This is a genomic window from Dolichospermum sp. UHCC 0259, from assembly GCF_009711935.1.
Taxonomy (GTDB): domain Bacteria; phylum Cyanobacteriota; class Cyanobacteriia; order Cyanobacteriales; family Nostocaceae; genus Dolichospermum.
On record NZ_VIKX01000046.1, the window covers coordinates 1 to 8,966 of the forward strand.

Below are 8,966 nucleotides of genomic sequence, written 5' to 3' on the forward strand. Positions count from 1 at the left end.
CTCCTATCCCTGTTACTTCCTAATTCCTTTTTAGTGGGGGAGTGTGAACAGTTACATCCCTACAGCTATTTCTGTGTTAAACTCAGGATTTTCTAACGTCAACTCAACATAATAATGAAATCAAAAATTTACATTGAAACAAGTATTCCCAGCTTTTACCATGAAATTCGGACTGAACCGGATATGATAGCGCGTAAAGAATGGACTCGTTTTTGGTGGAATAACGTTAGACAAAAATATGAACTGGTTACAAGTATTGCAGTTTTAGATGAACTGAACAAAGGAAATTTTCCTAATAAAGAAGAAGTAATTCAACTTATAAATGATATCCAGTTGATAGATATCGAGCCAGAAATTGCTGAAATTGTGCAAACCTATATTCAAAATCAGGTTATGCCTAATGATCCTTTAGGCGATGCTCTCCATCTTGCCATAGCATCCTATCATAAATGTGATTTCCTGTTAACATGGAATTGTCGCCATTTAGCTAACGCCAACAAGTTTGGACATATTAGACGAGTAAATGTTATGCTAGGTTTGTATGTCCCTGCACTCGTAACACCTTTAGAATTAATGGAAGATAACTAATGATTACTATTGATGATTCTGTACTGCAAAAAATTCGGGAAATTCGTCATCAAATTTCTGAAAATAATCAGCATAATCCGCATAACTTAATTAAGTATTATCTAGAATTACAGCAACAATACAAAACAAAAAAATCTAAATTAAGCACTCAATAATTTTATGCTTGTTTAGTGCGTAAGCGTTGCGCTCCGCAGGAATCGCTTTTGGGATGTGAGGGGCGATAGCGCAAGCGCTGCTGCAAGCAGTTCGCTTTTTGGGATGTGGGAGGGTGATTAACTGTTACCATAAACTATTAATATTCACAAATTTATACCCTTGTTGTAATAACCGAGGAATCAAAATATTAATAGTTTCCGCCACATCTTTACCCCCAAAATACCCATCGTGTAACACAATTAATGAACCATTTTTAACTTGCTTCATGACTCTATTTACCACGACATTGACACCAGGATGAACCCAATCTTCAGGAACGACACTCCACATCACTGGACGATAATTCCACTGTTGAAATAATTTTAATGTCCCAGGTGTGAAAAATCCGTTAGGTGGACGCACATCTCGCACTTGTTCGGGTGATAAATTACAAGCATTAGAAATAGCAATTTGGGTTTTTTCTAAACTCTGTTTTAATTGCGTTGGGGAAAGCAGGGGAAAAGAATCATGTTCATATCCATGTAATCCGATCCAGTGTCCTTGTACGCTGACTTCTTTCGCAATTTCTGGAAACCGATTCACACAATTTCCTAACCAGAAGAAACTAGCGGTAATGTTGTAACGCTTTAAAACCGATAATACCTGGGGTGTGTATTGGGGATGAGGTCCATCATCAAACGTGAGGGCGATAGTTTTACTGTTTGAGTCTCCACACCATAGACAATGGGGAAAAGTGGGTTGGAGAAGCCGATAAACAAGGGGAAATAGAGGTGCAAATTCCATTGTTAAAAATATCTTTGTAACAAAAACTGTAACAACAACCTAACTTATGATCACACTGGTTTAAATTGGTAAAAAATCTGCGGGTAATCCCTGAACGGAAAATGACGTTGTGCAAAGATATTCGAGATTATCAAATTCTTTTTTTGAGTTTATTTCTGATTTTGGGAATTGCGACGCGAGACTGGACACTACATCCAGAATTTATTGTTGTGGCGATCGCCTCCTGCATCATAACTCAAATCATCTGCTCATTGCTCACTAAATCTGAAAAGACAATCCCAGTAATTAATATCCGTAGTCCCCTAATTACCTCTTTGGGACTGAGTTTATTACTACGCGCTGATCATTGGTCAACAATGGCTTTAGCTGGATTTGCCGCCATAGCTAGTAAATTTATTTTCCAATTTGGTGAAAAGCATTTTTTCAACCCTGCCAATTTTGGCATTATTGCCGTGCTTACCCTCACTAATGACGCTTGGGTATCTCCTGGACAATGGGGAGAAGAATGGTGGTATGCGTTGTTATTTGTAGGCACTGGAGGCATGATTTTACAGCGTATTGGTCGCTGGGATACTACCGCCGCTTTTCTCGGTGCTTATTCCCTCCTAGCAGCCATCAGAAATATGTGGTTAGGTTGGACTTGGGACGTTTATTTTCATCATTTAATGAGTGGATCTTTACTGTTATTTTCTTTATTTATGGTGACAGATCCGCGTTCAATTCCCAACGCCCCAATGAGTAGAATTTTATGGGCAATATCCATTGCTGTATTAACATTTATTTTGCGAAATTTCTTCTTTATCTCCACCGCTGTTTTTTGGGCTTTATTTGCCATCGCACCATTAACTATTCTACTAGATAAATTCTGGATTACACCGCGATTTTCCTGGTGGCAACAACCAGAATTACCAGCAGAAAATAACCAATTAACTATCATCAACTAAGGTATCAAAATGCAACTTTTACGCCTATTCATGCCCGTAATATCTGCACTTTTAGCATTGCTGTGTTTTGCGCCTACAGCTTGGGCTTTTTGTGGATTTTATGTAGCTAAAGCCGATACAAAACTCTATAACCAAGCGTCACAAGTCATACTTGCCAGAGATGGAAATCGCACCGTCTTAACAATGGCTAACGATTTTCAAGGTGATGTTAAAGATTTTGCTGTTGTGATTCCCGTTCCCACTGTTTTAAAAAAAGAACAAGTTCATGTAGCCCAACCGAAAATTATTGAACGATTAGATGCTTTTAGTGCGCCAAGATTAGTTGAATATTTCGATTCTGACCCCTGTGCTGTCATGGATAGAATGGAGGAAAAATCCGCACCCTCAGCAGTAGGAGGAATGAGAAGTGCAGAAAATCGCATGAAGAAAGATAGCAATTTAGGTGTGACTGTTGAAGCCAAATTTAATGTTGGTGAATATGATATTGTCATTCTCAGTGCTAAAGAATCTGGTGGATTAGAAATTTGGTTAAATCGCAATGGTTATAAAATTCCCAAAGGTGCAAAGGAATTACTAAAACCTTACATTCGTTCTTCCATGAAATTCTTTGTTGCTAAAGTCAACCTAGAGAAATTTGCCGAATCGGGTTATCAATTACTGCGTCCTTTGCAAATTTCCTACGAATCACTAAAGTTTATGTTACCGATTCGGTTAGGAATGGTTAATGCTACCAAAGAACAGGATTTAATTGTTTATATTCTCTCACCCCAGGGACAGGCAGAAATTACTAATTATCGCACAGTTAAAGTTCCTTCAGATGTGAATATTCCTATTTTCGTCAAAAATGAATTTGGTGATTTTTATAAATCCATGTTTCAAACTTCCTACACCAAGGAAGATAAAAAAGTCGGCTTTTTGGAATATGCTTGGGATATGAGTAGTTGTGATCCTTGTTCGGCTGAACCACTTAATAATGAAGAATTAAAACAAGCGGGTGTATTTTGGTTAGATAATAATAGTAGTGATAGACAAGTATCTCCCAATTTTCGTTCTCGTTTTCCCAGCAGTAGTGTTTTCATTACTCGCTTGCACGTTCGCTACACCAGAAATAAATTTCCTGAAGATTTGATGTTTCAAGCAACTTCACAACGGGATTCTTTTCAAGGACGTTATATTTTACAACACCCATTTACAGGGAATCTTCAATGTAGTGCGGGAAGACAATATAAAAGTTCTTTAAATCAGCGATTTGAAAAAGAAGCGCAAACCCTAGCTAGACTTACCAACTGGAATATTCAAAACATTCGCCAAAAAATGCAATTAACCGTGGGAAATATTTCCACTTCTTGGTGGGATAGATTGTTAGCTTGGTTTGGTCTGTAAATTTCTTTGACCAGATCCCCGACTTCTTAAAGAAGTCGGGGATCTTAATTTAGGATCTTTTCTAAATAAAAGTCAATTCAACCTACAAACTTTTGGTTTTTGACTTCTATTAGGAGTTATTTTAATTTAGATAATATCAAACCCTTGGATTTTTCTCAATACTATCATAACATAACCCTCTCAGAAGTCAAGACCCTTGAAAATACGTTGAGTCATTCGCAGCTATTCTCAATAATTTTGGGTGAAAATGCCAGGTTAAACTTTTTTGGGAAAATGGGGTTAAGAATTGTTAAGCTAGTGACGCTAAAACGTTAAGATGTATTTTGTCAGAATCAGGATATCCAGGATTAAAGGATGTACAGGATAAGAACGCAGATGAACGCAGATAGACGCAGATGGTTAGAATTAGGATAACCAACATTTAGGGATGTAGAGGATGAAATAGGAAAATCTCTCTAAAACCCTCTTACCTCTGCGTCCTCTGTGTCTCTGTAGTTCGTTCCTTCCATGACTTGTGCGTAACCAACCATCATCAAATAACATCCTGTAAATCCTCAAATCCTGGACATCCTGATTCAGACAAAAAAATCCTTCAAGAATAACCAACCATCATCAAATAACATCCTGTAAATCCTCAAATCCTGGACATCCTGATTCAGACAAAAAAATCCTTCAAGAATAACCAACCATCATCAAATAACATCCTGTAAATCCTCAAATCCTGGACATCCTGATTCGGACAAGAAATCTATTTATTCACTTCCAATAACTGAGAAGTCTCTAATCTTGACATCCACTTTTCTAAATAGATTTGATTATGTTTTTGCTCAGATGGATCTTGACTATCTAGAGGATAAGGTAAAAGTCCTAAAATTGCGGCGCTAGTTACACAAAACATAGACTTTTGAAAACTCATACAAATTTGTACTCGTAAATCATCTTCACACCTGAGACTGCGACGATAAATATTATGTAAATATTCTGGCAGATAATGGCGCATATCCTGCATTAACAAAGTGGGAGGAATACCTGCACTACCAATAGGTAAAGGATCTGCGTATAATGCACCATATTGGAATCGAGATTGATCTGGGGGAACTTGATATGCTTGGGCGTTTAAGGAAACTGTTCCTAAAAATGGTGTACCTCTAAAAAATACTGCTTCTACATAGGGAATTGCGGTATCTACAAGGAAGGTTAAACCAACTGATTTGGGAATAAGATCATAAACTTTATCGCCAATTTTAACACTATATGTAATTGGTTTCATTGCATCTGCAACTAAAGCCAATTTAATATGTTCGACAACTTGGGGAATTGATTTAATTTCACCGTTGTCATAGCGATCTGATAAATTGAGAAACATATCCGCCATGACTCGCCAAAATTGGCCTAATCCAGTGTAATAAGCGGAGACTCGTAACTGTTCTATTAAAAATTCGGGAAATAGTTCATTTATTCCCCATATCAGGGGATTGTATTTAAATTTAGCAGCAATAACAGCTTTAGCTCTATCGTGAAATTCTTGAGTATCTAAGTATGTGTCTAAACCGCCGCCACCATGCCACATCATGGTTTTCATGCAATATTCAGCATATTCAAAATTAATCCGATCATGCCATAAATGGCGGAGTAATTTGGCAACAGAAATATCGCCATCAAAATATTTAAAGAAGGGAAAAAATATGAGAAATTGATGTTCAGCAATGTAAATAAGATTTTTAGAATAGGCATCTAAAACTACACCATAACTTTTGAGAATACCAACAACTTCTAGAACGTTTTCGGGACTATCTTTCAGTAATGCTCCACCAGTTTGTAAGCGGTGAATATATTCAGCTAGAGGGTTGTAAGTGTGATTTTTTTGAGTTGTTAGCATTAGTGTTTCTCCAGAAAGTATAAGGAAGGATTGAAGGGTAAGTCATAATTCAATTTAAACTAAAAATAGAAGTTAATTAGTAAATAAAATATCTAATGTTATAGGTATGTCTGAAAAAATTTCCCTTAATTTAACACGCATTTTACTACCGTCTAAACGACTAGATGTGGCTTGGCATATATCAGCATGAGAAATATCATTTTTATTACCTGTATCATAAACACAAAAAGCTTTTAGATTATCATTAGTTTTTATTGCTCTAACGTCGTGACAAGTTGCATAAATAACACCCTGAAAACTTCTATCTTTACCTCGTTCCTCATCTAACTTTAACTTGTATTGAACTTTTTTAGTTAATTCTTCTCTTGAGGAATAGGTTTTACGATTTACTGACATACCTTTATCTTGAGCATCAGTAAAGGCAAATGTGTTTACTCTTCCAGTTTGTTCATCTATATGAATTGGTGAATAAATTTGCCTCACTAATATTTCATTATTTTCTACAATGCCTGGAGAAAATTGGCTAACTGATACATTTTCACAATTACATTGAGGGTCATTTTGCTGGGTGAACTTACATCTATTAGATGTAACAGTATAAATCTCTGAACAACTCATAGAAAATTAAATTTTGGCGATTAAATTAATTAAGTTTCTGGGAAATTCAGTTTCTTTTTTAAGAGACACAGATTCTTCTCCAATTTCTAAATTACCATCTTTACCATAGTACCAAAATGTTCCATCACCTTCAAAACATATCTCAATATAGATACTGTCTTTTTCCCAATATAAACCAACTATCCCCGTACCACTTACCATTGGTTTAGGTAATGATATGTTATAATCATTCAAACGTTTAACTACAGAAATAGTTTCTTCAATTGTTTTTGATTTAGGTGCAATTCCTTCATAACCATCCCAATCATTAGGTAAAGAAAGATAATTACGTATTTTTGTAACTAATTGAACTAATTTTTGTAATTTGTTATGTCTGCTTTCCTCTTTTTCAAAAGCAACTACTTTATAGGAGTATTGATTTGTTTGCCATTGCTTAATATGAATGAGAGGATTTGGAATTTTAGTTTTATACAAGAATTCATAATTATCTCTTTTGCTGTTTTCTTGAATAAAAGAAGATATTTCACTTTCCAACTTTATGGTTAACATTTTTATTCTCCGTCACTTTCTTTTAAAGTTAAATTTGCCAATGTCTTAATAATTTCCTCTTTATGACTATCTATAGTATTAATAATTCCCTTTTCGTCAGTTTTAACTTGTGTTAAAAATCTAGCACATAATTTCAGTAAAGTAAGTGTTGGAATAGCTATCTGTACTTTTAATTCTTCTTCAGTTTCCTTTTGTCCATTATTTTCTGAAATATCTACTACAGAGTAAAAACTAAGTTTACTTATAGTTGGTCCAACCATAAGTCCCGCTCCATCAGCATATATTTCTAAGTTATCCGCTTTCATATAGAATACCTTTTAATTTTATTGAACAGGACTGCGTAATTTGTGCGAATTCATTCACTTTTTTATTATATCATATCGGAAACTTATTGTTCAGATATATACTTTCGTTGATAATTAGAGATTGGGATTAAGACATAGGGTGAGTTTTCCCAGTCTCCAATATCCATCATTTAACTTTTGATTTTAGCTTTATCCAAAGACACGTTAGCTATTACATGATGACTATTAGTTTTTACCATTGTGGTAATTGTGGCTTGGGTATAATGGACTAACCAATTAGGTTGAATACCAAAAATAACGATCGCTACTGCTAGAATGATGGCAGGGATGCGATCGCTCCAATACACACGAGGTAAGTTAGTAACTGCTGCTGATAACCGCCCAAAAAAGGCCCGATTTAAAAGAATGAGGAAGTAAACGGCTGTTAAACCATTTCCGAGCATGGCTAATAGTGTTTGGACGGGAAAAACTGCAAAACTGCCCCGAAAAACAATAAATTCGGAAATAAATCCCACCATTCCCGGTACACCAGCACTAGCCATGACGGCAAAAATCATTAAGCTACCAATCACCGGTAAACCTCGTTCTGGGTTCAGTAGTCCCCGAATGACATTTAAATCCCGACTACCAGCTTTCTTATAGACAACTCCCACTAACAGGAATAACATGGCGGATATTAATCCGTGACTAATCATTTGCATGACTGCACCCAAAACGCTGAGGGGTGTGGATGCGGCTGCTGCTAATAAGACATAGCCCATGTGACCGATAGAACTATAGGCTACCATTTTTTTCATGTCAGTTTGAGCGATCGCACATGATGCCCCAAACAAAACGCTAACTACCGCCCATGTGGCTAACCAAGGTGCTGCATAAGCCCAAGCATCTGGTAATAAGTTCATCCCAAATCGCAATAAACCATAAGTCCCTAATTTTAATAATATCCCGGCTAACAGCACAGATATAGGTGTGGAGGCTTCAACGTGGGCATCTGGTAGCCAAGTATGGAAGGGAACGAGGGGAATTTTAATCCCAAAACCTACCAAAATTCCGGCAAGGAGTAAAATTTGCGTTGCTAAGGGTAGAGATTGGGCGTTTAAGGTTGCTAGTCCAAAACTGGGAGAACCACTCAACCAAACCATCCCCAAAAAACTAGCTAAAATGACAATTCCTGAAAAAGCTGTATAAATCAGAAATTTTGTGGCTGCATAACCCCGTTTTTCACCTCCCCAAATCGCAATTAGCAGATATAGGGGTATTAATTCCAATTCATAAAACAGGAAGAATAATAATAAATCCTGTGCTAAAAATGCCCCTGTGACTCCAGCACTTAAGAGCAGAATTAGAGAGTAATAAAATCTCGGACGTTGTTGAGATTCATCGTTACTATAAATCGCAATGCAAGTCAATAATCCATTGAGAATTAACAATGGTAAAGATAACCCATCTATACCCAGATTGTAATTTAAGCCAATAGCATCTACCCAAGGTAATGATTCAGCAAATTGTTGACCAATTTCTCCAGGATTAAACTGAGTTGCTAGGAAAATACTCCATACAAAAATAATCACGCTAAAAATAAAAGCGATAATTCGGGCTAGTTTACCAGAGATGGCAAAAGGATAGAAACCAATAAATGCCGCACCAATTAACGGCAGTAAAATCAATGTACTGAGCATAGAAGGTAGGGGAGGTGGGGAAGTGGGGGAGGTGGGGGAAGAAGCAGAAATTGCTAATCAAAGTAAGAGTCAATTTTTAGCA

Annotated in this window: 10 protein-coding genes; 4 read left to right on the plus strand and 6 right to left on the minus strand. The window is 36.4% G+C overall.

Translation table 11 applies throughout. The features are described 5' to 3' along the window. Window positions 1–114: 114 nt before the first annotated feature. Complete coding sequence (locus FJR05_RS03885; RefSeq protein WP_168642887.1) at window positions 115–588, plus strand: type II toxin-antitoxin system VapC family toxin; 474 nt, start codon at window positions 115–117, stop codon at window positions 586–588. Beyond that, on the plus strand, window positions 588–743 hold the full coding sequence (locus FJR05_RS03890; protein ID WP_168636757.1) for a hypothetical protein: 156 nt from the start codon (window positions 588–590) through the stop codon (window positions 741–743). The genes FJR05_RS03885 and FJR05_RS03890 overlap by 1 nt, the downstream gene beginning before the upstream one ends. Before the next feature lie 124 nt (window positions 744–867). Here FJR05_RS03890 and FJR05_RS03895 read toward each other — a convergent pair whose 3' ends face one another. Beyond that, entirely contained in the window at window positions 868–1,527 is a 660-nt protein-coding gene (locus FJR05_RS03895) for a polysaccharide deacetylase family protein (RefSeq protein WP_168642888.1), read from the minus strand. Between the two features lie 101 nt (window positions 1,528–1,628). On the opposite strand from FJR05_RS03895, the gene FJR05_RS03900 reads away from it, so the two are divergent. Beyond that, on the plus strand, window positions 1,629–2,471 hold the full coding sequence (locus FJR05_RS03900; protein ID WP_168642889.1) for an RnfABCDGE type electron transport complex subunit D: 843 nt from the start codon (window positions 1,629–1,631) through the stop codon (window positions 2,469–2,471). Window positions 2,472–2,480: 9 nt separating this feature from the next. Beyond that, complete coding sequence (locus tag FJR05_RS03905; protein ID WP_168642890.1) at window positions 2,481–3,854, plus strand: DUF2330 domain-containing protein; 1,374 nt, start codon at window positions 2,481–2,483, stop codon at window positions 3,852–3,854. Window positions 3,855–4,602: 748 nt separating this feature from the next. On the opposite strand, the gene FJR05_RS03910 is transcribed toward FJR05_RS03905, so the two are convergent. The 5 genes from FJR05_RS03910 to FJR05_RS03930 form a co-directional block, all read right to left on the minus strand. Continuing rightward, window positions 4,603–5,733 carry a CO2 hydration protein gene (locus FJR05_RS03910; RefSeq protein WP_168642891.1) on the minus strand — a complete coding sequence of 377 codons (1,131 nt, stop codon included), beginning with the start codon at window positions 5,731–5,733 and terminating at the stop codon, window positions 4,603–4,605. A gap of 72 nt (window positions 5,734–5,805) precedes the next feature. After that, window positions 5,806–6,351, minus strand: coding sequence for a hypothetical protein (locus FJR05_RS03915; protein WP_168642892.1), 546 nt, complete (start codon window positions 6,349–6,351; stop codon window positions 5,806–5,808). A gap of 6 nt (window positions 6,352–6,357) precedes the next feature. Continuing rightward, window positions 6,358–6,900, minus strand: coding sequence for a hypothetical protein (locus FJR05_RS03920; RefSeq protein WP_168642893.1), 543 nt, complete (start codon window positions 6,898–6,900; stop codon window positions 6,358–6,360). A 2-nt stretch (window positions 6,901–6,902) separates the two neighbouring features. Next, window positions 6,903–7,205 (minus strand): hypothetical protein, encoded by a 303-nt coding sequence (locus FJR05_RS03925; RefSeq protein ID WP_027401084.1) that lies wholly within the window; start codon window positions 7,203–7,205, stop codon window positions 6,903–6,905. Between the two features lie 170 nt (window positions 7,206–7,375). Continuing rightward, on the minus strand, window positions 7,376–8,884 hold the full coding sequence (locus FJR05_RS03930) for an NADH-quinone oxidoreductase subunit M (protein ID WP_168642894.1): 1,509 nt from the start codon (window positions 8,882–8,884) through the stop codon (window positions 7,376–7,378). Window positions 8,885–8,966 lie beyond the last annotated feature (82 nt).